The 25546-nt window shown below is 66.2% G+C and carries 26 protein-coding genes; 6 read left to right on the top strand and 20 right to left on the bottom strand.

Annotated features, from left to right (window positions below; translation table 11 throughout):
- Positions 1–12: 12 nt before the first annotated feature.
- The 13 genes from ABQF30_RS06960 to ABQF30_RS06900 form a co-directional block, all read right to left on the bottom strand.
- Positions 13–2163 (bottom strand): thiamine pyrophosphate-dependent enzyme, encoded by a 2151-nt coding sequence (locus ABQF30_RS06960; RefSeq protein WP_448462048.1) that lies wholly within the window; start codon positions 2161–2163, stop codon positions 13–15.
- A gap of 47 nt (positions 2164–2210) precedes the next feature.
- Entirely contained in the window at positions 2211–3410 is a 1200-nt protein-coding gene (locus tag ABQF30_RS06955; protein WP_448462047.1) for an acyl-CoA dehydrogenase family protein, read from the bottom strand.
- Between the two features lie 17 nt (positions 3411–3427).
- On the bottom strand, positions 3428–4648 hold the full coding sequence (locus tag ABQF30_RS06950) for an amidohydrolase family protein (protein ID WP_448462046.1): 1221 nt from the start codon (positions 4646–4648) through the stop codon (positions 3428–3430).
- Between the two features lie 94 nt (positions 4649–4742).
- Positions 4743–5684, bottom strand: a complete 942-nt coding sequence (locus ABQF30_RS06945; RefSeq protein ID WP_448462045.1) for an FUSC family protein — start codon at positions 5682–5684, stop codon at positions 4743–4745.
- A gap of 101 nt (positions 5685–5785) precedes the next feature.
- The gene (locus ABQF30_RS06940; RefSeq protein WP_448462044.1) at positions 5786–6292 is read right to left on the bottom strand and encodes a (2Fe-2S)-binding protein; all 507 of its coding nucleotides are present in this window, start codon (positions 6290–6292) and stop codon (positions 5786–5788) included.
- Entirely contained in the window at positions 6279–7160 is an 882-nt protein-coding gene (locus ABQF30_RS06935; RefSeq protein WP_448462043.1) for an FAD binding domain-containing protein, read from the bottom strand. The genes ABQF30_RS06940 and ABQF30_RS06935 overlap by 14 nt, the downstream gene beginning before the upstream one ends.
- A complete protein-coding gene (locus tag ABQF30_RS06930) occupies positions 7157–9526 on the bottom strand; it encodes a xanthine dehydrogenase family protein molybdopterin-binding subunit (protein ID WP_448462042.1) in 2370 nt (789 codons plus the stop codon). The genes ABQF30_RS06935 and ABQF30_RS06930 overlap by 4 nt, the downstream gene beginning before the upstream one ends.
- Positions 9499–10287 carry an ABC transporter permease gene (locus ABQF30_RS06925; RefSeq protein ID WP_448462041.1) on the bottom strand — a complete coding sequence of 263 codons (789 nt, stop codon included), beginning with the start codon at positions 10285–10287 and terminating at the stop codon, positions 9499–9501. Before ABQF30_RS06925 ends, ABQF30_RS06930 begins: the two co-directional genes overlap by 28 nt.
- A complete protein-coding gene (locus ABQF30_RS06920; RefSeq protein ID WP_448462040.1) occupies positions 10284–11135 on the bottom strand; it encodes an ABC transporter permease in 852 nt (283 codons plus the stop codon). Before ABQF30_RS06920 ends, ABQF30_RS06925 begins: the two co-directional genes overlap by 4 nt.
- Positions 11132–11932 (bottom strand): ABC transporter ATP-binding protein, encoded by an 801-nt coding sequence (locus tag ABQF30_RS06915; protein ID WP_448462039.1) that lies wholly within the window; start codon positions 11930–11932, stop codon positions 11132–11134. Before ABQF30_RS06915 ends, ABQF30_RS06920 begins: the two co-directional genes overlap by 4 nt.
- A gap of 31 nt (positions 11933–11963) precedes the next feature.
- On the bottom strand, positions 11964–12947 hold the full coding sequence (locus ABQF30_RS06910; protein WP_448462038.1) for an ABC transporter substrate-binding protein: 984 nt from the start codon (positions 12945–12947) through the stop codon (positions 11964–11966).
- A 54-nt stretch (positions 12948–13001) separates the two neighbouring features.
- Positions 13002–13307 (bottom strand): hypothetical protein, encoded by a 306-nt coding sequence (locus ABQF30_RS06905; RefSeq protein WP_448462037.1) that lies wholly within the window; start codon positions 13305–13307, stop codon positions 13002–13004.
- A complete protein-coding gene (locus tag ABQF30_RS06900) occupies positions 13300–14247 on the bottom strand; it encodes an LLM class flavin-dependent oxidoreductase (RefSeq protein WP_448462036.1) in 948 nt (315 codons plus the stop codon). Before ABQF30_RS06900 ends, ABQF30_RS06905 begins: the two co-directional genes overlap by 8 nt.
- Positions 14248–14404: 157 nt before the next feature.
- Between ABQF30_RS06900 and ABQF30_RS06895 the strand changes: the two genes are divergently transcribed.
- Positions 14405–14998 (top strand): SRPBCC family protein, encoded by a 594-nt coding sequence (locus ABQF30_RS06895; protein ID WP_448462035.1) that lies wholly within the window; start codon positions 14405–14407, stop codon positions 14996–14998.
- Position 14999: 1 nt separating this feature from the next.
- On the opposite strand, the gene ABQF30_RS06890 is transcribed toward ABQF30_RS06895, so the two are convergent.
- The 4 genes from ABQF30_RS06890 to ABQF30_RS06875 all read right to left on the bottom strand — a co-directional run bounded on the left by ABQF30_RS06890 (position 15000) and on the right by ABQF30_RS06875 (position 17414).
- On the bottom strand, positions 15000–15458 hold the full coding sequence (locus tag ABQF30_RS06890) for a RidA family protein (protein WP_448462034.1): 459 nt from the start codon (positions 15456–15458) through the stop codon (positions 15000–15002).
- Complete coding sequence (locus tag ABQF30_RS06885; RefSeq protein ID WP_448462033.1) at positions 15455–16192, bottom strand: GntR family transcriptional regulator; 738 nt, start codon at positions 16190–16192, stop codon at positions 15455–15457. Before ABQF30_RS06885 ends, ABQF30_RS06890 begins: the two co-directional genes overlap by 4 nt.
- Positions 16193–16304: 112 nt before the next feature.
- Complete coding sequence (locus tag ABQF30_RS06880) at positions 16305–16580, bottom strand: arginase family protein (RefSeq protein ID WP_448462032.1); 276 nt, start codon at positions 16578–16580, stop codon at positions 16305–16307.
- Between the two features lie 60 nt (positions 16581–16640).
- Complete coding sequence (locus ABQF30_RS06875) at positions 16641–17414, bottom strand: HAD-IIA family hydrolase (protein WP_448462031.1); 774 nt, start codon at positions 17412–17414, stop codon at positions 16641–16643.
- Positions 17415–17512: 98 nt separating this feature from the next.
- Here ABQF30_RS06875 and ABQF30_RS06870 point away from each other — a divergent pair, with 98 nt between their 5' ends.
- On the top strand, positions 17513–17800 hold the full coding sequence (locus tag ABQF30_RS06870; protein ID WP_448462030.1) for a hypothetical protein: 288 nt from the start codon (positions 17513–17515) through the stop codon (positions 17798–17800).
- An 84-nt stretch (positions 17801–17884) separates the two neighbouring features.
- Here ABQF30_RS06870 and ABQF30_RS06865 read toward each other — a convergent pair whose 3' ends face one another.
- Both ABQF30_RS06865 and ABQF30_RS06860 read right to left on the bottom strand, forming a co-directional pair.
- On the bottom strand, positions 17885–19270 hold the full coding sequence (locus ABQF30_RS06865; protein WP_448462029.1) for an aspartate aminotransferase family protein: 1386 nt from the start codon (positions 19268–19270) through the stop codon (positions 17885–17887).
- 12 nt (positions 19271–19282) lie between these two features.
- Positions 19283–20785 (bottom strand): CoA-acylating methylmalonate-semialdehyde dehydrogenase, encoded by a 1503-nt coding sequence (locus ABQF30_RS06860; protein WP_448462028.1) that lies wholly within the window; start codon positions 20783–20785, stop codon positions 19283–19285.
- Positions 20786–20898: 113 nt separating this feature from the next.
- Between ABQF30_RS06860 and ABQF30_RS06855 the strand changes: the two genes are divergently transcribed.
- Genes ABQF30_RS06855 through ABQF30_RS06845 form a run of 3 tightly spaced genes read left to right on the top strand, consistent with a single transcriptional unit; the run spans position 20899 to position 23288 of the window.
- Complete coding sequence (locus ABQF30_RS06855; protein WP_448462027.1) at positions 20899–22503, top strand: PucR family transcriptional regulator; 1605 nt, start codon at positions 20899–20901, stop codon at positions 22501–22503.
- A 37-nt stretch (positions 22504–22540) separates the two neighbouring features.
- Positions 22541–22843, top strand: coding sequence for a DUF2218 domain-containing protein (locus ABQF30_RS06850; protein ID WP_448462026.1), 303 nt, complete (start codon positions 22541–22543; stop codon positions 22841–22843).
- A gap of 58 nt (positions 22844–22901) precedes the next feature.
- Complete coding sequence (locus ABQF30_RS06845) at positions 22902–23288, top strand: DUF2237 family protein (protein WP_448462025.1); 387 nt, start codon at positions 22902–22904, stop codon at positions 23286–23288.
- Positions 23289–23294: 6 nt separating this feature from the next.
- On the opposite strand, the gene ABQF30_RS06840 is transcribed toward ABQF30_RS06845, so the two are convergent.
- Positions 23295–23960 (bottom strand): DUF899 domain-containing protein, encoded by a 666-nt coding sequence (locus ABQF30_RS06840; protein ID WP_448462024.1) that lies wholly within the window; start codon positions 23958–23960, stop codon positions 23295–23297.
- A 104-nt stretch (positions 23961–24064) separates the two neighbouring features.
- Here ABQF30_RS06840 and ABQF30_RS06835 point away from each other — a divergent pair, with 104 nt between their 5' ends.
- The gene (locus ABQF30_RS06835) at positions 24065–25528 is read left to right on the top strand and encodes a protein adenylyltransferase SelO (RefSeq protein ID WP_448462023.1); all 1464 of its coding nucleotides are present in this window, start codon (positions 24065–24067) and stop codon (positions 25526–25528) included.
- Positions 25529–25546 lie beyond the last annotated feature (18 nt).

Below are 25546 nucleotides of genomic sequence, written 5' to 3'. Positions count from 1 at the left end.
CCGGTCAAGCTATCAAGGCCGCTGTCCGACGAGCTTCACCGCGGCGGCCTCGATGGTGTCCTCGGAGAGCAGCACGTGCAGTGCGGCATCGCCGAGCGGGATGAAACTGTCGCTGCCGGCCACCCGCTCCACCCGGCCGCCGTACCCGTGTGACAACAACTCGGCCAGGATGCCCTCGCCGACACCGCCGGTCTCGCGGGTCTCGTCGACGATCAGAACCCGCCCGGTGGCAGCGGCCTCGCGCACCATGTCGTCGACCGGCAGCGGAGCCAGCCAGCGCAGATCGACCACCCGCGCCCTGATCTCCATCTGTTCGAGGCGACGCGCCACCCGCAGGCTCATCCACAGGCCGTTTCCGAAGGTCAGGATCGTCAGGTCGACGCCGTCGCCGTACGTGCGGGCACGGCCGACCTGAACAGGCTGGGCCGGATACGTCGCCAGCCACTCCTGATCACCGTCTTCGTAGAGGTCCTTGGTGTGGTAAAGCGCGATGGGTTCGAGGTAAATGCACACCGCGCCAGTGGTTTTCGCCGCAGCAACGCAGGTCTGCAGCATCGCCGCCGCATCGTCGGGCCGGGCCGGGGAGGCGATCACCACCCCGGGGATATCCCGGATGGCGGCAATCGAATTGTCGTTGTGGAAGTGCCCGCCGAAACCCTTCTGATAGCCGTACCCGGCAATGCGTACCACCATCGGGTTGCGGTACTGGCGGTTGGAGAAAAACTGCAGGGTTGCGCCTTCTCCGCGAATCTGATCGGCGGCGTTGTGCAGGTAGGCCAGGTACTGGATCTCGGGAATCGGCAGCAGTCCCGAGATGCCTGCGCCCAACGCCAGGCCGAGGATCGTCTGTTCGTCGAGGAGCGTGTCGAATACCCGCGCCGGACCGGCGGTGCTCTGCAGCCCGCGGGTCACCCCGTACACGCCACCCTTGCGGGCGATGTCCTCGCCGAAGACGAGCACCTCCGGGTACCGGGCAAGGATGTCCTTGAGCGCCCGGTTGATGGCGAGGGCGAGGGTCAGTGCGTCGCCGGTCGGACCGCCGGCGGTGACCGAGACGGCCTTGACGTCGTCCAGCGTGTCGCGCAGCGGTTTGGTCACGGCCGCCCCGCTCTCGAGCTGCGGCGCAGCACTCACCTCACGCGCCAGGTCGATCACCTCGGCCCGTTTGGCCTCATAGCATTCGACCGCCTGATCCGGAGTCAGGACACCGTGCGCCACAAGCATTCTCGCGGTGTTCAACACCGGGTCCCGGTCGAAGTCGGCGAGAATCTCGCCGGGTTTGCGATAGCCGGGCTCATAGTCGGATCCGGCGTGCCCCATCAGCCGGACCGTGCTCAGATGCAGGAACGCGGGCTTGCGATGACTGCGCACCCAGTTTGCGGCCGCCAGCGCGGTGTCGAAGGCATCGGTCAGGTCGCAGCCGTCGGCGGCGAAGTACTCGAGCCCTTCACGGCGCGCGTAGGTGCGGGCCACCCATCCGCGCGGGGTCTTGGTGCTGATGCCGATGCCGTTGTCCTCGCACACGAACAGAAGCGGCATGGGCAGGCCTTGGTAGGCCGCGTGCAATGCCGCGTTGATCGCGCCGACGGCTGTCGAGTGGTTGGCCGAGGCATCGCCGAAGCTGCACACCGTCACCGCGTCGTCCGGCCACGGGCATTCCACATCGAGCTTGCGTGCGCGGGCGATCGAGAAGGCCACGCCGAGGGCCCGCGGCAGGTGCGACGCGATGGTGGAGGTCTGCGGAATGATGTTGAGGTCGTGGCGGCCGAATACCTTGTGCCGCCCACCCGAAATCGGTTCTGTGGTGGCGGCGACGAGACCGAGCAGCACATCGCGCACCGGATCGGACCCGTCGACTTGAGCCGCGCGGGCCAGATAGAAGCCGCCCGAACGGTAATGCAGCAAGGCGGGATCGGTGGGCCGCAGGGCCCCGGCGACCGCGGCGTTGCCCTCGTGCCCGGATGAGCCGATCGTGTAGAAACCCTTGCCCTGCGAGCGCAGCCAGCGCGCGGCCAGGTCGAGATGACGGCTGGCCAACTGGGCGTCGAAGAGCGCCAACGCATTCCGGACTGTCGGCGACGATTCGGCCGGCCAGGGCTCGGTGCCTGGCCCGGCCAATGCCGAGACGGTCGTGGTGAAGTATTCGTCGATCGATTCGGCCACGTGGCCTCCTGAGTTCGCGGCTGGTTGACGATGTGATGCCTATGCCGTCAGCGGAACGCGCCGATTCCGGTGAGTGCCTGCCCCACAACCAGACTATGCATTTCGCTGGTGCCCTCGTAGGTCAATACCGATTCGAGATTGTTGGCATGCCTCATGACCGGATACTCGGCGGTGATCCCGCTCGCGCCCAAAATGGTGCGCGATGTTCGTGCAATCTCCAGGGCTTCGCGGACATTGTTGAGCTTGCCGAGGCTGACTTGGTCAGGGGCCAGCTCACCGGCGTCCTTGCGGCGGCCCAAATGCATGGCAAGCAGGTACCCCTTGCCGTACTCCAGGGTCATGTCCGCGAGCTTCTGCTGAGTGAGCTGGAATCCGCCGATGGGACGGCCGAACTGTTCCCGCGACCGGGCGTAGTCCAGTGCCGTTTCCAGGCAGTCCCTGGCCGCCCCGAGAGCGCCGAACACGATGCCGAACCGAGCCTCGTTCAGGCAGCGCAGCGGTGCCCCCAAGCTTGTCGCCCCCGGCAGACGTGCACTGTCGGGAAGGCGGACGTTGTCCAGCACCAGTTCGCTGGTCACCGAGGCACGCAGCGACATCTTCGACTTGATGGTGTGAGTGGTGAAACCCGGTGTGTCGGTGGGGACCACGAAACCGCGGATACCGTCGTCTGTACGCGCCCAGACGACCGCGACATCAGCGACCGAACCATTGGTGATCCACATCTTGGTGCCCGCGAGCACCCAATCGCCACCCGCGCGTGTCGCCCGGGTGCGCATCCCGGCGGGGTCGGAGCCGTGGTCTGGTTCCGTGAGCCCGAAGCAGCCGATGGCTCGGCCGCCTGCCATCTCCGGCAGCCACCGATTCTTCTGCTCTTCGCTGCCGAACGCGTGGATCGCGAACATCGCCAAGGACCCCTGCACGCTCACCAACGACCGGATACCCGAGTCGCCGGCCTCCAGCTCCAGACAGGCCAGGCCGTAGGCGACTGCCGAGGTGCCCGCGCAGCCGTAGCCGTGCAGATGCATACCGAGCAGACCGAGTTCGCCCAACTCGACGGCCAGCTCGCGCGCCGGCAGTTCGCCGTTCTCGTACCAGTCGGCGATGTGCGGGCTGATCCTGCGCTGCACGACGGACCGCACAGCATCGCGAATCTCCCGCTCCTCGACGCTCAGTAATGCGTCGACGCCAACCAGTTCGTCAGCGCTGACGGATTCGGAAACTCGTTGGGGCACAGTATCTCCTGCCATTGAAGAAGGGTTTCGGTTCAGCAGCATCCAGTGCCGCGCGCACCCGCCGACACCGATGGCACCGCCTCGCCGCGCCAGGTCACTGCGCGGCTCGGGGGCGGGGTCTGTTCACTTCGGGTCTTGACCAGCGGTACACCGTCGACCAGGACCGCCGCGATCCCGGGCAGATCCCCGAGCGCGAAGCACTCCAGCGCGTCACCGGCCGTCGAACCGGTTATCGGTCCCAGCACCAGCAGATCGGCCGGTCTCCCCTCGGCCAGGATGCCGGTGTCGAGCCCGTGCGCGGTGGCGGTCTGCCCGGTCGCAGCGGCGACGGCAACCAGGGGGTCGACACCGCAGATCGACGCCAGGAAGCAGATGTTGCGCAGCATCCCCCGCGGAATGACACCGGTGCCGCCGGGGGTGTCGGTGCCGAGGGTGAGCCGCCCCAGCTCGCCGCGTGCGGTCAGCTGATCGACGACCAGCTTTGTCGCCCGGTAGTTCATCGAGCTGCACACCTCAACACTGGCGGCAGGCAGATCGGCGATGATCGCGATGATGTCCTCGTCGGGCGGCGGTATCGGACCACCGGAGATGTGGCCGACGATGTCAGGTTTCACGGCGGCGACGACGTCGCTGCCGGCGACGCGGCTGGATCCGGAGCGCGACACCCCGCCCGAATGCATCTTGACGGTCATGCCACGTTCGTGGGCCCACCTGACGTAACGCTGAGCCTCGCCGTCGCCCAACAGGTTCCAGTCGTAGAAGATGAACTTGAGGTGCTCGATGCCTTCGCGTTGCGCGCGGTCGAAGTGTTCCTCGGTCATCCCCGGAACGAGCAGTACGGTGCCTGCGTTCAATTTCACGCCGGACGGCCGGGACCGGCCGGTGGTGTGCTTGGACGTGATCGCGATGCTCAGCACGAGTTCGGGGGTCAGCGCGGTGAAATCCAGGCCGGGAATGTGCAGTTCGCCCGCCGACACCATCGACGTGGTGCCGCCGTGCAGATAATTCCCGATCCACCCGATCGAGTTCTGCGCGGGCGTCCATTCCCCGAAAGTCGGGTGGACGTGACCGTCGACCAGGCCTGGCATCACGGTCAGCCCGCCCGCCGAGAGCACGCGGTCGGGGTGCGGGCAGTCGACGCCGATGCCGGCGATCTGCCCATCTTCGATCAGCAACGTGGTATCTCGCAGCGGCGCCACCGCGGCATCGCCCTGCAGCAGGAGACCGATGTCCTCCACGAGCAGTGTGGTCACATATCCCCCTGAAGCCGTTGGATTTTGTATACACTATCCGATAATCGCGGCGCGGTATAGAGCCACCCGTGCCGCGTCGCGGCCGAAATCGGGGTCATCGAGATCGGGCCAGCCTGCCCAGCATCGGCATGACGAAAACGATCAGCACCACAATCGCCGCCCCGGCGAAGTTCATTGCCAGCCGCACCCCACCCTCGTACCAGGGAAACAGGTCCGGGTACTCGCTGATCACCAGCAGCACCGGCGGTCCGGTGATGGCCCACCACGTGTAGTTGACCGGCCGCAGGGCGATCGCGAGCACAAACAGCACGACCGTCATACCGATCATCACCGGCGCCGGAGGTTGCGCACCCAGCAGCGCTGCGGCTATCACGGCGCCGACGGTATTTCCCGAAAGCCGTTGAGCCATACGCATTCCCGTTTGCGCCTGGCTCGGCTGAATGGTCAGCAGCACGCTGGTGACCAGCCAGTGACCGCCGACCATGTCCGCGGGCAGCAGTGCTGCCGCTGACACCGCCAGGCCAACCGCGACACCGACGCGCAGCGCATGTGACCGGTCCGCGGGGCTGTGGCGCGGGTCGGAGTCCTCGTTCGGCGAGCCACATGCCAGACGCCTGACGCCGCACCACGCCAGCCATACCAGCATCACGACCGCCGCGCCGGTCGCGTACGGCCACAACACGGCAACGCCGGCGGCACCCGTGTCGACGTCTTCTACATCGGTGGACATCAGCACCACTGCCAGGCCTGCGGTGGCGCCGACCCTGCTGACCAGCGCGCCGAAGATGGCTGCCGCGACCGTGACAACGGCCAGTACCGCCGCATGATGCGCGCTCAGCAGGACAACCGCACCGCAGCAGACCACGGTCAGCGCGCGCACGCAGATTGTCACCATCGCACCCCGCAGTGTGCCGGGGAGCTCGGGCACCGCGGTCAGAACAAAACCGAGTCCGATCGCCGAGCCGAGTTCTGCCCGGCCGGCGAGCGCTGCGGCCAGCAGGATGGTGCCAAGCGCAATCGCCAGTGCCGCAGCCATACCCCAGCGGCTGCGACCGACCGGCCGCAACAATTCGGGTGTGCGGATCCGCGCGGCACTGCTGGGTCTGGTGTCGCTCGGCGCCCCCGGCCGAGCCGGCATCAGCCGGCCGGGTCGGACGCGTCCAACACCGCGGCCACAATGCCCTGATATCCGGTGCAGCGGCACATGTTTCCGGACAGCGCCTCGCGCACCGAATCCTCGGTCAACGGCTTTTCGGTGTTGGGATCGCGGAGTAACTCGACGGCCGTGACTAGGAATCCCGGTGTGCAGAATCCGCATTGCAGGCCGCCACGCTCAGAGAACGCCTCGCGCAGCCGCTTGGTTTCCTCGAACTCGTCGAGACCCTCCACCGTGGTGACCCGCATGCCGTCGACCTGGACGGCGAACATCAGACAGGCCCGCACACTTCGGCCGTCGACGAACACTGAACACGCCCCGCACACGCCGTGCTCACAACCCAGGTGGGTGCCGGTCAGCCCCAGTTCGTCCCGAAGGAAGTCCGCCAGGGTCAGTCGCGGCGGCACCGTGCGCTGCACCTGCCTGCCGTTTATGGTGGCCGATACCTGCACTCCTACAGCAGAATCGGATACTTCAGCTGCGTGCATCGACGCTCTCCTGTCGTTCTGCGACTCGCGACTGGGCCTCGGTGAGCGCCTGAACCAACGCAGCCCGGCACAGCCGCCGCGAGTAGTCGGGGTCATCGGAGGCGGGCTGGGTGGCGTCGGACCAACCGGCGGCCAGCTCCTCCCACAGCCGCGCCGACGGGCGATCGCCGACCGCCTCGGCACCGACGAACAGCAGCGGGCGATCGGCCGCACTGAGCACCGCGGCGCGCACCGATTCGATCCGGCCGTCGGTACCGAGCGTGAGTAGACACCCTGCGCCGGCGAGCCCGTAATCCCCGTGTTGGTGGGCGTATTCGACGAAACCCCAGCCCTGCCCGTGCCGGATCGCAGGTACCGAGACCCAGGTGATGATCTCGTCTGACTCCAGGGCACTGGTGTAGAACGACACGAACATGTCCTCGGCGCCGACCTGCCTACGCCCGCCCGATGCCGACTCCACGTGGAACGTCGCCCCGAGCACCAGTGTGGCCAGCGGCATCTCGGCCGCCGGATCCGCGTGGGCAACCGATCCCCCGATGGTTCCGCGATTACGGATGCCGATATGACCGATGTAGCGCGCAGCGTCGGCAAGCAGCGGGGCCCGAGCGGCAATCAACGGATCGACCTCGACCGTCCGATGGGTAACCAGCGCGCCGATGACGAGGTCGTCGGTGTCGTCGAAGATGCGCCTGAGTTCGTCGAGCCTGCCGATGTCGATGATGATTGTCGGTCGGGCCAGCCGGAGGTTCATCAGGGCCATCAGGGATTGCCCACCCGCCATGAGCTTGGCTTCCGGATGTGCTGCCAGGATCTCCAGGGTCTCGACGACCGAGTCGGGACGGAAGTACTGGAACGGCGCAGGTTTCACGATGCCACCTCAGCCGCGACGCCGGCCAAGGCCCGGCAGAGGTCACCCGTGGAAATCGGCGTGCTGTCGACATGGAACCGGCCGTCGAAGGCGTCGTCGACAGCACCGGCGAGCGCCGAATAGACGGCGATTGTGCCGCTCTCCCCCGCACCGCGGACACCGATCGGGTTGGCCGGGGTATCGACATGGAGGTGGTTCACTGTCACCCGCGGCATATCGGTCGACAGCGGCAGGTGGTAGGCGGCGAATGTGGTGGACTGCGGTTGCCCGGTGTCGGAGTACCGCCATTGCTCGAACAGGGCCCCGCCGACGCCCTGGGCCACCCCGCCGATGATCTGTCCTTCAACGATTTTCGGGTTGATCTCGCGGCCGCCTTCGTGGGAAACCGCGTAGCGCAACACCTTCACGATGCCGGTCCGCCGATGCACACCCACGATCGCCGCATGCACGCCCATCGTCCACGTCACCGTCTGCACGCGGTACACCGCGGTCACATCGAGCGCACCGCCGCCCTCCTGGTCGCCACCGACGGCCGAGGCGGCGGCCAGGTCGGCCCAACCGACGGAATGGTCTGCGGAGATGTGAAAACGGCCGTCGGCGTATTGCACGTCCGCACGGTCCGCGCCCGACAGTGCCGCGGCCCGATCGCGGGCCAGGTCGATGAGATCGTGCGCAGCCTCGTGCACTGCGGAGCCCGCGAGAATGGCCGACCGGCTGGCGAACGTGCCGACCCCGTCAGGCAGCCGCTCGGTGTCACCGGGCACGTAGGAAACCTGGTCCAGCCCGATCGCCAGCGCCTCGGCGGCCACTTGGGCGAACACCGTTTCGTGTCCTTGGCCGGCCGATGCCGCCCCGGCCGTCACCTCGAAACGTCCGTCACCGAGCAGTCGGATCCGGGCCGTCTCGTGCGGACCACGTCCGGTGGCCTCCAGGTACGACGACAGACCGTAGCCGATTCGGTACTGCGGGTGGCTTGCTGCGCAACGGATCACTTCTTCACGCGGCAACGCTCGTAGTACCGATTCCAGACATGCCCGGTAGTCGCGGCCGTCGTAGCGGATCGGCACGCCGTCGCGATATGGGATGGGCCGCGGATACGGCATGTCGGCGTCGGTGAGCAGGTTGCGCCTGCGGATCTCGTCGGTGCTCATGCCGAGTTCGCGGGCTGCCGCGTCGAGACTGCGCTCCAGCGCGAATGTCGCCTCGGGCCGGCCCGCACCGCGGTACTGCGCCACCAGCGTCTTGTTGGTCAGCGCTGCGCGACCGGCGATCTGTGCTGCAGGGATCCGGTACGGGCCGAGCAGATGAATCGCGGTATTGGCGATGATGCCCGCCACCCACAGACTTCCGGCACCGATGTCGACGATGAAATCGTCGGCCCAGGCCAGGATGTAGCCTTCGTCGTCGACCGCCAGCCGGGTGCGGTGCACCTGATCGCGCCCCTGGGCGCTGGCCACGAGATGTTCCTGCCGGTCCTCCACCCAGATCAGTCGCCGTCCGGTGTGGCGGGCGAGCATCGCGAGCAGGATCTCCTCGCCGTAGACGTTGGCTTTCGTGCCGAAGCCGCCGCCGACGTCGGGCACCGCGACCGTGATCTCCTGGTGGGACCAACCGGTCACCGCGCAGATGGTATTGCGGACCATATGCGGCACCTGAGTGGAGGTGGTCACCTCGACTCGTCGTCGACGCGCGTCGTACTGGGCAAGCACGCCACGGCATTCCAGCGGCACCGCGCCGTGCCGGTTCATCCGGTAGGTCCCAGTGACGACGGTGGCCGCCGCGTCGAACGCCTCGTCTGGATCGCCGAACGAATAGTCCAGGCGCGCAGCCTCATTACTGTTCAGATGATCGAACAGCACCGGAGCGGCGTCATCGAGCGCCGCGGCCGGGTCGGTCAGCGCCGGCAGGCTCTGGTAGTCGACCTCGATGGCTTCGGCCGCATCTTCGGCGCGATAGCGGTCCTCGGCAATGACGATCGCGATCGGCTGACCCGCGTAATGCACGCGGTCGCCGGCCAGGATCGGCAACCGCTGCTCGGCCAGGACACACGACGTCGCCGCGGTGAACTCCGGATCCGGAGTGGTGAGGGTGGGGATCGGCACCCCCGTCAGGCCCAGGTCCTCGGCCGTGAACACGCCGATCACACCCGGCATCTGCGCGGCGGCCGAGGTATCGATCCGGGTGATCGTGGCGTGCGGTTCGGCCGACCGCAGGAACACCACGTGGTGCGCTCCGGCGGCCTGGTCCGCCACGAACTGCCCACGGCCGGCGAGCATGCGCTCGTCCTCGCGGCGCCGCACCGAGCTGCCGATGTGGCCCAGCGTAGGTGCGTTCGAAATCAATGGAGTCGTTTCTCCCACTGCCACAACGCGATCGATATCGCGAAGGAGATTGTGATGAGCAGCATGATCGTGGCGACCATTGACGGGTAGTCGCCATGGCTGTAGGCCTGCAGCACCACCCGCCCCAGACCCCGCCTGGTGGCGAAGAACTCCGAGAGCACCACGCCTACCACCGCAAGGCTGACTGCAAGCCGGATCCCGGTCAGCAGCGGTCTGCGAATCGCCGGAATGATGATGTGGATCAGCATCTGCCACGAATTGGCACGTACCGAGCGCGCCAGCTTCCAGTAGACGCGCGGGATCTCCTGCACACCGGTGGACACGTTGATCAGCACCGGGAACAGCGCGAACAACACGCCCATGACGATCTTCGAGCCGGACAGGGTGAAGATCGGCAGGAGCACGGGATAGAGCACGATCTTCGGAATCCCGTTGAGCACGATGAGCATTGGCTCAAATATCAGTCGCAACCGCTCGGACAAGCCCAGCACCAGCCCCAGACCTCCGCCGATCGCGGTACCGATGACGAAGGCGAGGAACACCGCTTGAGCAGTCACGCGTAGATCGAACAGGTACGCCGGGTCACCGAGGTTCTGGATCAGGACGCCCAGGGTCTCCACGGGCGAGGGGATCACGAAGGTCAGGTCGGAGAAGATCTCCCAGACCAGGACCACCACCAACGCAAGCAGCGTCGCGCCGACAGCCTGATTGCCCAGGATCGAACGAATCCGCTGGGCCAGCGGTACGCCCACGGGTGACGCAGTGCGCTCCACAGTCGAGGTCATCGGTTCCTCCCCCGCAGCAGGATGCGTTCGACGACCGCGAGCAGCATCGTGAGAATGCATGACAGCACCAGCACCACAGCGATGTAGGCGAACATCTCGTTGTTGTTGAAGATCTCGTAGAGATAGCGGATGCGGTATCCGAGCCCGGCCTGCGCGGTGGTGAACTCCATGGCGATCGTGCCGATCAGCGCGTACACCACGGCCAGCCGCAGGCCTGCCACGATGAACGGTCCTGCTGCCGGAATCGCGATGGCGAACAGGGTCTGACGCGGTGAGGCTTTCAGCGAGCGAGCCAGTTTCATGTACACCGGCGGCATCGAGTTGAGTCCGACTGCGGTGTTGAGTGCCATGGGGATCGCCGCCATGATGGTCGCCAGGATGATCACCGACGTGGCGTTGATGCCGACCAGCACGATCATCACCGGATAGAACAACACCAGCGGCACGGCATAGAACGAGACCAGATACGGCTCGAAGATCCGCCCCACCGCGGGCAATTTCCAGAAGGTCAATCCGGCGGCGAATCCCAGCAGCGCGCCGAAGACGATCGAGAATGCCACCTCGACGCCGGTGCGTGCGGCGTCGTCCCAGAACTGCGGCTCCCCCAGCAGGCGGCCGAGTTCAGCGAGGATCACCGACGGTGCCGGCAGAACCCGGTCGCTCCACAGGCCCGTCCGCGCGCCGATCTCGGCGAACACCAGGAAGCCGAGGATCAGCCCGATGGTCGACAGACCACTCAGGGCGAAGTTACTCAATCCCCTTTTCCGACGGGCGGTTTCGGGTTGACCAGCTGTTGGCGGCATCGTCTCGGTGGGCAGGTCGTCCTCTGCTACATAGGAGGTCGTCACGTGGCGGCAGCTTCCTGCTGTTTGAATCCGCGCATGGATTCAGCCTGCAGCGACGTCCAGATGCGGTTCTGCAACTCGTTGAACCGCGGTGTGGACACCATGCTCGCGTCGCGTTCGTCGGGCAGGTCGATGTCGACGACGTCGATGATCGAGCCGGGGCGGTAGGACATCACCCACACCTGCTGGGACAGCAGGATGGCCTCGGAGATGTCGTGGGTGACGAACACGATGGTCTGTTGGGTGCTGGCCCAGATCTGTCGCACCTCCGCGCCGAGGAACAGGCGAGTCTGTTGGTCCAGCGCGGCGAACGGCTCGTCCATCAGCACCACCTCGGGCTGCACGGCCAGTGTGCGGGCCAACGCGACGCGCTGCCGCATACCGCCGGAAAGCATGGAGGGGTAGGACTTTTCGAATCCACCGAGGCCGACGAGTTCGATCGTTTCTTTGGCCCGCTGGCGTCGGACATCCTTGGCGGTGCCGATCATCTCCATCGCGAACGCGACGTTCTCCTCGACCGTGCGCCACGGAAGGGTCGAATCCTCCTGAAAAACCACGCCGATCGAGGGGTCCGGACCGGACACGATTTTCCCGGCGACCCGCACCTGGCCGGTCGTCGCCTTCTGCAGACCGGCGATCACTGCCAGTAGCGTTGACTTGCCACATCCACTGGGGCCGACGATGGACACAAAGCTGGAATGGGGCACGTGCTGAGAGATGCCGGTTACCGCGGTCACCTTGGCCGCCGGTGCATCAAAGACCACCGATACGTCCTCGATCTGAATGCCATCTCGATCCATGGGTATGCCTCTCAGAGATTGATGCGCTGGCTCAGAAGTCTGTCCGGTCGTCCTCGGGCAGGTACTGCTGGTCGAGCACGGTGGACCAGTCGATGGGCTCGGAGAGCTGCCCGGCGGCGACCATCAGTTCCGAGAGGTTCTTGAGACCGTCCGCATCGACCTTCAGCGAGTACCCCTTGGCGAGGTCGGGGTTGGCCGCGAAAGCGGACTTCATCACCTCGGGTGTCACGCCGACGAGCGGAGCGATCTCGGTTGCCGCCTCGTCGGGATTGGCCACCAGCCACTCGTTGAGCCGGTCCGCCACCGTGAAGAAGGCCCGCACGTTGTCCGGGTTCTGATCGGCATAGTCTGCGTTGACGGCGACCAAGTCAGCGGGCAGGTCGCCGACCACATCGCGCGAATCGACCAGCACCTCGGCTTGATCCGACGCCTGCTTGTCAGCGATAAACGGCTGCATCGCCCAGCCGGCGGTGATCTGCCCGGCCTTCGCCGCGGTCCAGTTGTCGCCCATCGGACCGACAGCCTGGGACTTGACCCCGAGTTTGCGCTCCAACCCCTTGACGATCAGTTCCGTGGACGAACCCGCGGAGCTGAACCCCAGCGTGGCGTTCTCCACGCTGCGCCCCGGCGGTGAGATCCACGAGAAGTCGTTGATCTGGAACCACGGCGCCACCACTTTGAGATTCGAATTCTGCTGCTGCGCAGCCAAGATCACCGAACTGTTGCCTGCAATCGCCATGTCGGCGTCACCGCTGGTGACGACTCGCAGCGTATTGCCACCGCCACCGCCGGAATACAGATCGACGTTGAGCCCCTGTTCCTTGAACCAACCCTTGTCGATGCCCACCTGCAGGATCGCCATGAACGGCAGGCTGTCGACGCCGGTCGCAGAGATGCTCAGCGCATCCGTTCCGCCGCCGTCGGGACCGGCAGATTCGTCGGCGCATGCCGTGGATCCGGCGAGAAGGGCAACGGCGGCACCCGCCGCGACCAGAACTTTGGGAAACCAGGACATGCGGTGCAACCTCCGGGTAGTGAATATTGGATACACTATACGAATGACTGTGATCTAGGTCAACGTTCTCGGCCGCTGTGATGTGGCCAATCTCCTGGACAACAGGCCGGCCAGTTCGAGCCCGACAGCAACACCGATCATCGCCGCCGCGGCGGTAAACCGCGACCTGTCCCGCACGGGGGGCCTGCCCATCGTCGCGCTACCCGCTCCCGGCGCATCCGCTGCGTTGGCTCCGGTTGGTTCCGCCATCGGCCCGGCCACTCCGTCGGCGACGGTGAGCCGGCGCTTGAGCGGTGGCGGAGCGCCCGGGACCGCACTTCCGGGAGCGGGAAAGGAAGGCGTCGTCGACGGCTCAGCCAAGACTGCTGACGATCTCTGCGAATGTGCGGATAGTCGGCGCACGGCTCTCACCGGGCCGGACAAAGGGAATGATCGACACCTGGTCAACACCCAGCGACTCGATCTCTTTGAGCCGCTGTGTGCATTCGGCGGGCGTTCCGGCGAGCGCGAACAGATCCACGAGCTCGTCGGGCACCAGATCTGCGTGCGAGGCCTCGGTGTTCATGTGCTCGTAGTAGTTGTACGACTCCCGAATGCGATCGATCGCCTTCTCGAGCGCCGGATCCACCTTGGCCGGAAGCGGGCGGATCGCCACCCGGGACACGTGCGCGCGCACCAGATCTCGGGCGTGGGTGCGATCCTCATCGATCGCGGTCGGCGTCCACAGCACGATGTGAAGATCGTCGAGGGTCCGCCCGCTCTCGGCGGCACCGGCCTCAATCGTTTTCAACGCCGCCTCGATGAAGTGTGGCGCGGTACCGACGAGAACGATCACGCCATCGGCGATACGCCCGGACATCCGCAGGATCTTCGGGGCAGAGGCGGCGATGTAGATCGGAATGTTCAGCGGTTCAGTCAGGTAATTGAGGTGATACTCGGCGCCGCTGGTCGGCTCCAACACCTTCTCGCCTTTGAACAGCTCCCGGAGGTCGCGGATCGATGCTTCCAGTTCCGCGAGCTTGAGCGGCTTGAGGCCCATGGTGCGCAACGAGGAATCGCCGGTTCCGATACCCAGGGCCACCCGTCCGCCGGTGAACTCCGACAGCGTCGCCCAGGTCGAGGCGAGCAGCGACGGATGCCGTGTCACCGAATTGGTGACCCCGGTGCCGAAAACGATGCGCTCGGTCCCGACGGCCGCTGCGCCCATGACGGTCGACGACTCACGCCAAATGTTCTGCGAGTCCCCGAACCACACATTGTCGTACCCGAGCGACTCACTCAGCCGGACGTATTCGCACATGGCGCCCACCGGTTCAGTCGGGAAAAGACCGACACCTTTACTCAGCACTATCGACCTCCTGGGCGACGTTGGATATCGTATCCAATCGTAAGGGGATGGCCCCGGTCACACAACCGGTAGCGGCCATCGAGTCGGCCGAGTAGAGGAATGCAGCGTCATGCAACTGGTCAATGAGTTCTCCGTCGACGCTCCGCTCGACATCGCCTGGTCGACCCTGACCGATATCCCACGAGTAGTTGAGTGCATTCCCGGTGCGGAGCTCGAAGGGCACGACGGTGACGACTACCGTGCGAAGGTTGCCGTGAAGGTCGGGCCCGTGGGCCTCACCCTCTCCGGCACAGCGACCGTTGTCAGCCGTGACGACACCGCACACGAAATGGTGGTGCGCGGCCAAGCGCGTGATCGGAAGGGCAACGGCTCGGCGGAGGCTACCGTCACGATGTCCGCACGCGAGCACGCCGGCCGCGCCGAGGTGACGGTACGGACGGATCTCGAACTCGGCGGCCGCATCGCCCAATTCGGCAGTGGCGTCATCTCGCAGGTGAGCAACCGCATCCTCGGCCAATTCGTCCGTAGGCTCAACGCACTGATCACTTCTCCCGGCGCTGCAGCGCCTGCCACAGCCCAACCGGTGGCGACGGCGGAACCGCGCCAGGTTGACGAAAACGATTGGCTCACCATTGCATTGACCGCACTGGCAGGCGTGGCACTCGGCCTTGCCATCGGGCGCACGGCCCAGCGCCTGGCCTGATTCAGCCGACTGTCGCGACGAGTTCGAGCTCCACGCACGCACCACCGGGCAGCGACGCGACCCCGATGGCGGTGCGGGCGTGCGCCCCGATCGCCTCGCCGAACACCTCAATGAGGAGCTTCGAGGCACCGTCGATCACGGCGGGGTGCGCATCAAAATCCGGCACCGCCCGTACATATCCGCGCACATGCAACAGTGCAGTGACGGCCTCCAGGCCGACGGCGGCGTCGAGGGCGGCCACCAGATTGAGCGCCGCAAACCGAGCCTGGGTCTGCGCCTGGTCGACGGTCACGTCGTCACCCACAACACCCACCGCACCCGGATCCTCCGGGCGGCGTGCGGTTGTCCCGGATATCCAGAGCTGGTCCCCGGACCGCCGGCTCGGGAAATAGGCGCCTTTGGGTGCCGCCGGAGCGGGGACCTCAAACCCTAAGGCCGCCAAACGATCCCGTGGTGTCACGAGTCCGCTTCAGATTCCTCGCGACCGAAGACGATGTGCAGATGATCGATCGCATGCATACGGTGTTCGTGGTTGAGCGCCAACACCCGATCGACGTCGCGCGCCGCCATCGCGTCGACCAGCAGAACGTGCTCGCCGTTGACCTTCTGGAGATCCATCAAATGGGCGTAGAGCGGACGGTACGCGTCGGCGGTGTTCCATAGCTGGTTGACAATTCGCTTGGTGCGCGCCATCCGGCTCGCCTCGAACGACAGGAAGTGGAACTCACGGTTGGCCAGACCGACCGCGATCAGATCGCCCTCTGCGGCGGCACGGTCCATTTCCGCCATCTGTTCGCGCATACGGTCAACGATCTGGTCGGTGACGGCAGGCATGGCGTCACGAATGAGCTCGGCTTCCAGTATGTCGCGCAACCGGAACACCTCTAGCAGCTCGTCGAGCCCGAGCTTGGCCACCCGGTATCCGCTGTGCGGTACGTAGGTGATGTACTCCTCGGCCTCAAGCGTTTTCAGCGCCTCGCGGACCGGGATACGCGACATGCCGAAGTGTTCGGCCAGAGTCTCCTGCACGATCCAGCTGCCCGGCGCGAGCTTGCCGCTGGTGATGTCACGGCGCAGCGCCTCGGCTACCGCCTGCTGCGCGGTTTTGGGCCTGACGAAGTCTGACTGCGGCCCCTTGCCGTTTCCGGAGGCTGGTTCAGACGCTGTGCGTCGGGTGGCTGTTCGCGGTGGCATCGGATCTCGCTTTCGCTGATATTGGATACTCTATGCGATCACCTGGTCGCTGCGCCATCTCCTGGCGCGCGTTTTGGGCCGACTGCCAGGCCTGCAGCGTGGAGTCATTCATCTACGGACCCAACACCGTCCCGGCGTACTCGACGACCCGCCCGGCGTCGGCCAGGGACGGATCCTGCTCGGGATCGTAGATCGCGATGCTGCAACCGACGCATCGCGCGGCGGCGTCGCGCATGCTCAGCACCAGGTCGGTGAGTTGATTCCAGGTGAGGCCGCCCGGTTCGTCGGGCACGTCGGGCAATCCCTGCGCGGCGAACTCCACCGGGTCCAACACGTCGAGGTCGATGTGCAGCCACCAACCGCGCGCCCGACGCGTGAGGTTCTGCATGGCCCGACGACCGCCCGTCGAACGGCACCCCCATGAGCTCGATCGGATTCATCGGGTACCTCAGATCAATTCGATCGCTTCGGCGATTGACGGCAGCACCCGGCTGGGCCGGAACGGGTAACGCTCGATGTCCTCGACGGACGTGGACCCGGTGAGTACCAGGATGGTGTCGAGGCCCGCCTCGATCCCGGCCACCACATCGGTGTCCATTCGATCCCCCACCATGACGGTGTTCTCCGAATGGGCCTCGATGCGGTTGAGCGCGCTGCGGAACATCATCGGGTTGGGCTTGCCCACGAAGTAGGGGTCCCGACCGGTCGCCCTGGTGATCATCGCGGCCACCGACCCGGTCGCGGGCAAGGGTCCCTCGGCCGACGGGCCCGTGACGTCGGGGTTGGTGGCGATGAACCGGGCTCCCCCGAGGATCAGCCGGACTGCCTTGGTGATCGCCTCGAACGAATACGTACGGGTTTCACCGAGGACGACGAAATCAGGCTCGATGTCGGTCAGGGTGTAGCCGACTTCATGCAGCGCGGTGGTCAGCCCGGCCTCACCGATCACATATGCCGAGCCGCGGGGCAGCTGACCATCCAGGAACGCTGCCGTCGCGAGCGCGGAAGTCCAGATCGACGCTTCGGGCACGGTCAGCCCGGAACGTGTCAGCCGGGCGGCCAGATCACGCGGTGTGAAGATCGAGTTGTTGGTGAGAACCAGGAAGGGCCGTTCCTTGTCGGCCAGCGTCTGCAGGAATTCGCCGGCACCAGGCAGCGCGTGTTCCTCGCGCACCAGGACGCCGTCCATGTCGGTAAGCCAGCACTGGGCATGTGAACGCACCGGTTCAGTGTCTCAAGCCGGGCGCGAGTTCAGGGGTTATCCACAGGTGTCGCGATCACAGCTGTCGCCATCGCCCCATCCATCCTTACGATGGGGCGATGGCGATGCTGGAGGACCTCGAAGCACGGGTGGCCGCCCTGGAGGCCTCCCAGGCCGACTACGGCGCGGTGCTTGCGGCGGTCAACGCGTTGGGCGCTAACCAGCGCGAGCATGCGCTTCGCCTTGGCGGCGTGGATGGACGCCTCACCTCGGTCGAGGGCCGGCTCAGCTCAGTGGAAACCGAGTTGGCCGACTTCCGTCAGGAGACGCGCGCTCGCTTCAGCTCGATCGACGAACACCTCTCCGAAATCAAAGACCTCATCATCGACCGGAACAACGGACGCTGAGGCCTTCACCGAAACTGAACTCAGGGACAGATTTTTCGCGATTTTTGTCCCTGAGTGCAGTCTCGGTGAGTCAGCCGCTGAACCTCAGCGCGCGTGCTGATCGGCGACGTCGAGCGCGGAGTCCAGGATCGCCAGACCCTCGCGCACCTCGTCGGCCGATACGTTGCACGGCGGCACGACGTGGATCCGGTTGAAGTTGGCGAATGGCAGCATGCCGGCGGCCTTGCAGGCACCGACCACCGCGTTCATCGCCGGGCTGGAGCCACCGTAGGGCGCCAACGGTTCCCGGGTCTGCTGATCGGCGACCAGCTCCACGGCCCAGAAGACGCCGGCGCCTCGCACCTCACCGACGCTGCGGTGTTTGGCGGCCAACTCCGCCAGGCCGGGGCCGATGACCTCTGCACCGATCCGCGCGGCGTTCTCGACCATGCCTTCGTCCTCCATCGCGTTGATGGTGGCCACGGCGGCAGCGGTCGCCAGCGGATGACCTGAGTAGGTCAGCCCGCCGGGATAGGCGCGATGCGCGAAGGTCTCGTAGATGGCCGGGCTGATGGCCACACCGCCGAGCGGAACGTAACCGGAGTTCACGCCCTTGGCGAACGTCAGGAGGTCCGGCACGACGTCGAAGTGGTTGATCGAGAACCACTTTCCGCTGCGGCCGAAGCCCGCCATCACCTCGTCGGCGATGAACATGATGCCGTAGCGGTCACAGATCTCACGCACCCCGGCGATGTATCCCGGCGGCGGAACCATGATGCCGGCGGTGCCGGGGATGGACTCCAGGATGATCGCCGCGATGGTCGACGGGCCCTCCAGCTGAATCAGCTGGTCGAGGTAGGCCAGCGCCCGCTCGGTCTCCTCGGCCTCGGTGGTGGCGTGGAACTGGGAGCGGTACAGGAACGGTCCGAAGAAGTGGACCACCCCGGCGTTGCCGTGATCATTGGGCCAGCGGCGCGGATCACCGGTCAGGTTGATCGCGGTCTCGGTGCCGCCGTGATAGGCGCGGTACCGCGAGAGCACCTTGTAGCGGCCGGTGTGCAGGCGAGCCATCCGCACCGCATGCTCGACCGCGTCGGCGCCGCCGTTGGTGAAGAAGATCTTGTTCAAGTCACCGGGGGTGCGCTCGGCGATGAGGCGGGCGGCCTCCGAGCGCGCCGCATTGGCATACTGCGGAGCGACCGTGCACAGCTTGGCCGCCTGTTCGGCTATGGCCGCAACAACTTTCGGGTGCTGATGCCCGATGTTGGTGTTGACCAGCTGACAGGAGAAATCCAGCAGCCGGTTGCCGTCACCGTCCCACACATACGAGCCCTCTGCCGCGGTGATGGTCATCGGGGAAATCTCGTCCTGCGCCGACCACGAATGGAACACATGGGCGCGGTCCAATTCGTAAGCGCGGGCGGCCTCAGCGCGGGCGGCGTCGACGGTCAATCCGTTGGGTAGCACGCTCGACTCTTCAATCACAGTCATGGTCGCAGTCTCTCACTTGTTCTCGGGGAAGCCGAGGTTGATGCCGCCGTGGCTCGGATCCAGCCAGCGGCTCGTGATGGCCTTGGCGCGGGTGAAGAAGTTGACTCCCTCGGTGCCGTGGGCGTGGCTGTCGCCGAACAGCGAGGCTTTCCAGCCGCCAAAGCTGTAGTAGGCCATGGGAACCGGGATCGGCACGTTGATGCCGACCATGCCGACCTCGACCTCGTTCTGGAACCGACGCGCCGCACCACCGTCGTTGGTGAAGATCGCGGTGCCGTTGCCGTACGGGTTGTTGTTGATGAGTTCCAGTGCCTCGTCGTAGGTTTCGACACGGATCACGGAGAGCACCGGGCCGAAGATCTCGTCGGTGTAGACGCTCATCTCGGGAGTGACGTTGTCCAGCAGGGTCGGGCCGAGCCAGAATCCACCCGAATCGCGTTGGCCCGCCCCGTCCAGGACGGTCCGGCCATCCACCACAACCTTTGCGCCGTCGGCCTCGCCGGCGTCGATGTAGGAGGCCACCTTGTCGCGGTGCGCCTTGGTGACCAACGGGCCCATGTCGGAATCCTTGGTGCCGTCACCGGTCTTGAGTGTGGCGGTCCGCTCGGCGATCTTGGCGACGAGGTCGTCGGCGATGGGACCCACCGCGACAGCAGCCGAGATGGCCATGCAGCGCTCGCCTGCCGAACCGAAGCCCGCATTGACCATCGCATCGGCGGCCAGATCGAGATCGGCGTCGGGCAGGATCACCGCGTGGTTCTTGGCCCCGCCCAGTGCCTGCACGCGCTTGCCTGCGGCGGTACCGGTGGCATATACGTACTGCGCGATCGGGGTTGAGCCGACGAAGGAGACGCCCTTGATCTTCGGGTTGGTCAGCAGCTCGTCCACGGCCGTCTTATCGCCCTGCAGGACGTTGAACACGCCGGCAGGCAGGCCGGCCTCGGCCCACAGTTCGGCCATCCAGATCGCCGCGGACGGATCCTTCTCCGACGGCTTGAGGACCACCGTGTTGCCCGCGGCGATGGCGATCGGGAAGAACCACATCGGCACCATGGCCGGGAAGTTGAACGGCGAGATCACGGCGACCGGGCCCAGCGGCTGCCGGATCGAGTACACGTCGACCTTGGTCGAGGCGTTCTCGGTGTAGCCGCCCTTGAGCAGATGCGGTATACCACAAGCGAATTCGACAACCTCGAGCCCGCGCGACACCTCACCGAGGGCATCGGAGAGCACCTTGCCGTGCTCGGAGGTAATAATCTCGGCGAGTTCGCCCTTCCGATTGTTGAGCAACTCACGAAACGCGAACAGCACCTGGGCGCGCTTGGCCAACGAGGTATCCCGCCACGCCGGGAACGCCGCCACCGCGGCATCGATCACCGCTTGGGCGTCGGAGACACTGGCCAGCCGCAGCTCACCGGTCACCGCGCCCGTCGCCGGGTTGGTCACCTGGGCCGTTTCGGTCGAGGTGCCGGCAAACGACTTGCCGTCGCGCCAGTGCTGGATGACGTTGCTCATGTGCGGGGACCTCCGTGTGCTGGATGACTGATGGCTACAACCTTGGGCCACAACCGGCCCGGCATTGGCCGTCATCTTGTAATGGGTGACACCACGTTTATTACACTCTGTAAATGATCCCGACCGTCCGCGATGTGATCGCCCTGCCGGTCGTGCAGGCGGGCGGCCCCGAAGTCGTCAGCGCCGAACACCTGGACCGTCCGGTGCGCTGGGTGCACGTCAGCGATATGCCCGACCTCTCCGGCCTGCTGCAGGGTGGCGAACTCGTGCTCACCACCGGCGCCGCACTGCGCGACGCGCCGCAGGACTACCTGGAGCGGATGCGTCGTGCCGGAGCCGTGGGCGTCGTAGTGGAACTGGGCACCCGCATCGAATCCCTCTCGGACACCGTCGGCCGCATCGCCGCGGCCCTTGGCCTGTCCCTGGTGCTGCTGCACCGCCAGATCAAATTCGTCGAGGTCACCGAGGCGGTGCACCGGCTGATCGTCGCCGACCAGTACGAGGAACTGGCGTTCGCCCACCGCACCCACCAGACATTCACCGAATTGAGCATGAAACGCGCATCGCTCGCCGATATCGTCCGCGCCGCGGCCGATATGACCAACGAGTCGGTCGTGTTGGAAGACCTGTCCCACCAGGTTTTGGCCATCTCGCCGCGCCGCGAACCAGCCACGGCGGTACTCACCGACTGGCAGCGACGGTCTCGGGCCATGGCCGAACCATGGGCCACCACGGCCGTCGGCCCGCGTGCCGAAGAGTGGGGACGGCTCATCATTCCGCACGCCCCGACCGCACCCGCCAGAGCGAAGATGGTGCTGGAGCGAGCGGCCCAAGCGTTGGCGCTGCACCGGATGGCCGAGCGGGGCCGTTCCGGCCTGGAGCACCAAGCCCAAAGCGGGTTGATCGACGACGTGCTGAGCGGCCGTATCGGCGACGACCAGGAGGCCGACGCGCGCGCCGTCGCGCTCGGGCTGCGCTCCGGCGGGCCCTACCTGCCGGTCACGGTGCGGGTGAGCGCACCGGCCGACCGGCTCGACCCGGTGGCCGTGCAGCGCCGCAACATTCGCATTCTCGACGCGGTCACCCACAGCGTTAAATCACAGGGCCACAGCGCAATATGCTCGACGCGCCGTGACGGGGAGGTGGGCCTGGTCCTCGCCCTCACCGCCCGACGGGGAATGACCGACGACGCCGCACTCACCCGCCTCGCCGAGGGCCTACGCGAGACGATCGGTCGCGGGGGTGAAGGCGACCGGGTGACCGCCAAGACCGTCGTCGCCATCGGCAGCAGCACCGGCGGATTCGCCGACGCCGTGCACGGCCTGCGGGAGGCCTCCCATGTCGCGGAGGTGGCGTTGTCGATGTCGGGCGACGCGCGCCCGTTCGTGCGCGCCTCCGACGTGCGGCTGCGAGGGTTGATCACCCTCCTGCAGGACGACCCGCGGGTACAGAAGTTCGCCGAGACCGAACTGCGGGCACTGCTCATTCACGACGCCGATCACGGCGAGAACGACATGGCCGTGCTGCGCGGATACCTGGAGCTCGCAGGCAACAAGTCGGCAGTGGCCAAAAGGTTGCACCTGAGCAGACCCGCGCTCTACAGCAGGTTGGCCTCGATCCAGCGGCGACTCGGGGTCGACCTCGACGACGGCGAATCGATGACGTCGCTACATGTTGCGTTGCTCATCCTCGACGCCCGGCACACCGCGGCGGGTTAGGGTCGGCCGAGCGGTTATGCCGACCGGAAGGACCGATATGACAGACGATTCCGCCTTCGCGCGGGCAACTGTGCACACCGACCGGCCTGACCGCTACGGCAAACAACTCGTATCGCACCTCGGCCGGCGCAACGGCGGTGAATGGTCGCCCGAGGAGCGCGCCGGCTGGATCGACCTGGGCAGCGGCCGCGCGACGGTGACTGCGGGCGACGGTGAACTCGATCTGGTCGTGTCCGGACCAGCCGACGAACTGCCACGGCTGCAGGACGTCGTGGGCAGCCACCTGGTGCGGTTCGGCGAGCGTGACGAGCTCACCGTGTCGTGGAGCGCCGCGGGCTGACGTCGGCATCCACGCCGACGTGTTCCCCGCTGGGCTGACACCGGGCAATACTGATGCGATGGCAGATCGCAACGTCCTGGGCGGGCCGCTCGAGGAGTGCGGCACCGACCCGCTCACCGGCTTCTACCGCGACGGCTGCTGCTCGACGGGAGATGCGGATCTGGGCCGGCACACCATCTGTGCCGTCGTGACCAGCGAATTCCTCGCGCACCAACGATCGATCGGCAACGACCTGTCCACACCGGCACCCCAGTTCCGATTCCCCGGCCTGGTCGCCGGCGACCGCTGGTGCGTCACCGCGGCGAACTGGCTGCGGGCCCACCAGGACGGGTACGCCGCCCCGGTAGTGCTGGCCGCCACCCACGAGCGAACGCTGGATACGGTGCCGCTCGACGTGCTTCAGAGGTACGCCGTCGACGTTCCCGACGACCTGACCGACATCTGAGCGCGGTCACCGCGGGTATGCGTCATGCCAGTTCCACCACTCGTACGGCGCGGTCTGCGGATAGCCCGGCGGCGAATCCTCCCAATTCTCCTGACGTCCGAGGGCCGTGATGTCGAGGTAGCTCCACGTGCTGCCCATCGCCTCGTCGCCGCGGTTGTTGACGAAGTAGGTGCGGAAAATCCGGTCACCTTCCCGGATGAACGCGTTCGTGCCGTGCCATTCGTCGACATCGAAATCGGCGTCGAAACTGTCGGTGATCGTGTACCACGGCATCGCCCAGCCCATCCGCTCCTTCAGCCGCTCGATCGCTGATTGCGGTGCGCGGGAAGCGAATACCAAGGTGGTATCGCGAGCATTGAGATGCGCCAGGTGAGCGACCTGATCGGCCAGCATCGAGCACCCCGGGCAGGCATGGTCGGGCCAGCCGTGCACACCGGGCTCGAAGAACGCCCGGTAGACGATCAGCTGCCGGCGGCCGTGGAACAGGTCCGGCAAGCTCGCCCGCCCATCGGGTCCGTCGAACTCGTAGGCCGTCTCGATCTCCAGCCACGGCATGCGTCGGCGCGCCGCGACCAACTCGTCGCGCGCCCGGGTCAACTGCTTCTCCTTGACCAACAGCTCCTGATGCGCCTTCTCCCACTCCGCGTGGGACACGATCGGAGGGGTTTTCATAGCCGTCCCACCCTTTCCGTTCTGCTCTTCTCGGTATGCAGACACCGCACGCTCCACAAACTCATCGGTGTGAGTCGGTCCGGATTCTCCGTAGGCTCGGGAGAGTGAGTGTGACACCGGATACCACCGTCGTCCTGGACAACCGCTTTGCCCGCGAACTGCCGGAAATGGCGATCCCATGGCGGGCTGAGGCTGCTCCGGATCCGCGCATACTCGTGCTCAACGAACCGCTGGCCACCGAACTGGGACTCGACCCGGCGCGGCTGCGCGGGCCCGAAGGACTCGGCCTGCTGCTCGGTACCGTCGTTCCCAGCGGTGCCGCCCCTGTCGCGCAGGCCTACTCGGGAGATCAGTTCGGCGGGTTCGTCCCGCGCCTCGGTGATGGTCGGGCGCTCTTGCTGGGTGAATTGACCGACGCCGACGGCCGCGTTCGCGATCTGCATCTCAAAGGATCGGGAGCCACACCGTTCGCACGCGGGGGCGACGGGTTGGCCGTCGTCGGCCCGATGCTGCGCGAGTACATCGTCAGCGAGGCGATGCACGCGATGGGCATCCCGACGACTCGTTCTCTGGCGGTCACGGCGACCGGACGCGACGTCTGGCGCGAGACTCGGTTACCCGGAGCGGTGCTGGCCCGGATCGCGAGCAGCCACCTGCGGGTGGGCAGTTTCCAGTATGCAATCCAATACTGCAGGGCGGCAGGCGATCTCGACTTGCTACGCAGGCTTGCCGACCATGCGATCGCCCGCCACCACCCCGGCGCCGCGGATGCCGCGAATCGTTACCTCGCGTTGTTCGACGCGGTGCTCTCCGCCCAGGCGTCGCTGCTGGCCCGGTGGCTGCTCGTCGGGTTCGTGCACGGCGTGATGAACACCGACAACATGACGATCTCCGGCGAGACGATCGACTACGGACCATGCGCATTCATGGAGGCATTCGACCCGGCAACGGTTTTCAGCTCGATCGACACCGGCGGGCGCTACGCCTACGGCAACCAACCCGCGGTGGCCGAATGGAATCTCGCCCGATTCGCCGAGACGCTCCTGCCCCTGATCGCCGAGGACACCGAAGAAGCGGTGGCGCTGGCGACCGAGTCGCTCACTGGATTCCGTACGCAGTTCGACGCCGCGTGGTCGACCGGGATGCGGTCCAAGCTGGGGCTGCCCGGAACCGTTGATGACGAGGTGGCCCGGGCCTTGACCGATGACATGCTTGTGTTGCTGCAGCAGAACGGAATCGATTACACGTCGTTCTTCCGTGCGCTCGGCACTGCCGCGGGTGGCGAGACCGACCAGGCTCGGCAACCCGCGGCATTCGACGAATGGCTGGCGCGGTGGAGCGCACTTGGTCCCGACGCGGAGACGATGGTCCGCGTCAACCCGGTGTACATCCCGCGCAATCACCTGGTGGAGGAAGCGCTGAGCGCGGCGACAGCGGGCGATCTCGAACCGTTCAACCGACTCATGGAAGCCCTCGCCGCACCCTACGACGAACGTCCTGGCCTGGACCGATATGCCGCCCCCGCACCGGCGGAGTTCGGCGCCTACCGCACCTTCTGCGGGACCTGAGCCGCTACATTCGATGAG

Source organism: Mycolicibacterium sp. XJ870, assembly GCF_053483975.1.
This window is presented reverse-complemented; position numbering and strand designations above follow the sequence as displayed.

What these genes read in the sequence shown, in the direction of transcription:
- ABQF30_RS06955 (WP_448462047.1), bottom strand. Translation starts at nt 3,410, where the DNA reads ATGGCAGGAGATACTGTGCCCCAACGAGTTTCCGAATCCGTCAGCGCT.
- ABQF30_RS06945 (WP_448462045.1), bottom strand. Translation starts at nt 5,684, where the DNA reads ATGGCTGCGGCACTGGCGATTGCGCTTGGCACCATCCTGCTGGCCGCA.
- ABQF30_RS06940 (WP_448462044.1), bottom strand. Translation starts at nt 6,292, where the DNA reads ATGCACGCAGCTGAAGTATCCGATTCTGCTGTAGGAGTGCAGGTATCG.
- ABQF30_RS06925 (WP_448462041.1), bottom strand. Translation starts at nt 10,287, where the DNA reads ATGACCTCGACTGTGGAGCGCACTGCGTCACCCGTGGGCGTACCGCTG.
- ABQF30_RS06915 (WP_448462039.1), bottom strand. Translation starts at nt 11,932, where the DNA reads ATGGATCGAGATGGCATTCAGATCGAGGACGTATCGGTGGTCTTTGAT.
- ABQF30_RS06910 (WP_448462038.1), bottom strand. Translation starts at nt 12,947, where the DNA reads ATGTCCTGGTTTCCCAAAGTTCTGGTCGCGGCGGGTGCCGCCGTTGCC.
- ABQF30_RS06900 (WP_448462036.1), bottom strand. Translation starts at nt 14,247, where the DNA reads ATGTGCGAATACGTCCGGCTGAGTGAGTCGCTCGGGTACGACAATGTG.
- ABQF30_RS06895 (WP_448462035.1), top strand. Translation starts at nt 14,405, where the DNA reads ATGCAACTGGTCAATGAGTTCTCCGTCGACGCTCCGCTCGACATCGCC.
- ABQF30_RS06885 (WP_448462033.1), bottom strand. Translation starts at nt 16,192, where the DNA reads ATGCCACCGCGAACAGCCACCCGACGCACAGCGTCTGAACCAGCCTCC.
- ABQF30_RS06880 (WP_448462032.1), bottom strand. Translation starts at nt 16,580, where the DNA reads ATGCAGAACCTCACGCGTCGGGCGCGCGGTTGGTGGCTGCACATCGAC.
- ABQF30_RS06870 (WP_448462030.1), top strand. Translation starts at nt 17,513, where the DNA reads ATGGCGATGCTGGAGGACCTCGAAGCACGGGTGGCCGCCCTGGAGGCC.
- ABQF30_RS06865 (WP_448462029.1), bottom strand. Translation starts at nt 19,270, where the DNA reads ATGACTGTGATTGAAGAGTCGAGCGTGCTACCCAACGGATTGACCGTC.
- ABQF30_RS06860 (WP_448462028.1), bottom strand. Translation starts at nt 20,785, where the DNA reads ATGAGCAACGTCATCCAGCACTGGCGCGACGGCAAGTCGTTTGCCGGC.
- ABQF30_RS06855 (WP_448462027.1), top strand. Translation starts at nt 20,899, where the DNA reads ATGATCCCGACCGTCCGCGATGTGATCGCCCTGCCGGTCGTGCAGGCG.
- ABQF30_RS06850 (WP_448462026.1), top strand. Translation starts at nt 22,541, where the DNA reads ATGACAGACGATTCCGCCTTCGCGCGGGCAACTGTGCACACCGACCGG.
- ABQF30_RS06845 (WP_448462025.1), top strand. Translation starts at nt 22,902, where the DNA reads ATGGCAGATCGCAACGTCCTGGGCGGGCCGCTCGAGGAGTGCGGCACC.
- ABQF30_RS06840 (WP_448462024.1), bottom strand. Translation starts at nt 23,960, where the DNA reads ATGAAAACCCCTCCGATCGTGTCCCACGCGGAGTGGGAGAAGGCGCAT.